At 68.4% G+C, this 1,074-nt stretch carries 2 protein-coding genes; one reads left to right on the forward strand and one right to left on the reverse strand.

All coding sequences use genetic code 11. The annotated features are described in order from the left end of the window. On the reverse strand, nucleotides 1-218 hold a 218-nt coding region (locus DD1DGNOD_RS29645), incomplete at its 3' end, for a TetR/AcrR family transcriptional regulator (RefSeq protein WP_241255771.1). A 193-nt stretch (nucleotides 219-411) separates the two neighbouring features. On the opposite strand from DD1DGNOD_RS29645, the gene DD1DGNOD_RS16240 reads away from it, so the two are divergent. Then, complete coding sequence (locus DD1DGNOD_RS16240) at nucleotides 412-924, forward strand: GNAT family N-acetyltransferase (protein WP_131768103.1); 513 nt, start codon at nucleotides 412-414, stop codon at nucleotides 922-924. The last annotated feature ends 150 nt before the right edge of the window (nucleotides 925-1,074 follow it).

Raw genomic sequence — 1,074 nt, forward strand, 5'->3', positions numbered from 1 at the left:
CCGACCATCACCAGCCGGAACAGGTTCTCCTTGCTCCCGAGATGGTTGTAAAGGGTGGGTTTGGCCACCCCGGCCTCGCTTGCGATGAGATCGACGCTCGCACCCTCGTACCCCTTGCGGGCGAACACCTCGAACGCGGCAGCGAGGATCGCCTCCCGCTTGTCCACCCGGCCACGCCCCGTCACCGTGATGCCAGTCGAGACGGGTACGTCCATCATCTCAGCGTATCCGTCGCGGAGTTCACCGACCGCCGGCCAGCCGGATCAATCACTCTTCCCTGGCCTCCGCGAGGCGTGTTGCGACAGAGACCGGACTTTCGGACCGCGTTCGGGTTCACCGATGTTCCGGGACCAGCACCGTCTTCTTGATGGCCGCGTCGAGGCAGCCTGTGCCGGTGGTGACAATGACTCCATGCGCATCCGGCCGGTCCGGTTCGAAGATTTCCCCGTGCTCCAGGACATCGAGCGGGCCGCCAGCCGGTGCTTCCGCGACATCGACATGCCCGAGATCGCCGACGACGAGCCGTTCACCGTCAACGAACTCGCCCGGTACCAGCGGGCCGGCCAGGCCTGGGGCGCCGCTGACGGGATCGGCCGCCTGGTCGCCTACCTGGTCGCGGACCTCGTCGACGGCAACATGCACATCGAGCAGGTATCGGTGCGGCCGGACAGCGCCCGCCGAGGGGTGGGACGGATGCTGATCGAACACGTCGCCGGCCACGCGGCCGCCGCGGCCGTACCGGCGCTGACCCTCACCACGTTCGTGCACGTACCGTGGAACGCCCCCTACTACGCGCGGTGCGGGTTCCGGCGCCTTACGGAGGCCGAGCTGACGCCAGGGCTGCGGGAGGTCCGCAGCCGGGAGGCCGCACACGGCCTGGACCGGTGGCCACGGGTAGCCATGCGCCGCGAGATGAGGCGGTAAGAGCCACGTGCGTTCCGCAGAACGGCAGATGGCTTCATCGGGCGGCACCCAGGCCGGCGATCTCTATGACACGCTCGGCCTCACCGACCTCAAAGAGATTCGGCAGGGGCAGCCGCGGGTCGGATCACCGTCGACGGCAGCCTTGAACGC

Origin of the sequence: Candidatus Protofrankia californiensis, from assembly GCF_900634765.1 — a bacterium.
Lineage (GTDB): Bacteria > Actinomycetota > Actinomycetes > Frankiales > Frankiaceae > Protofrankia > Protofrankia californiensis.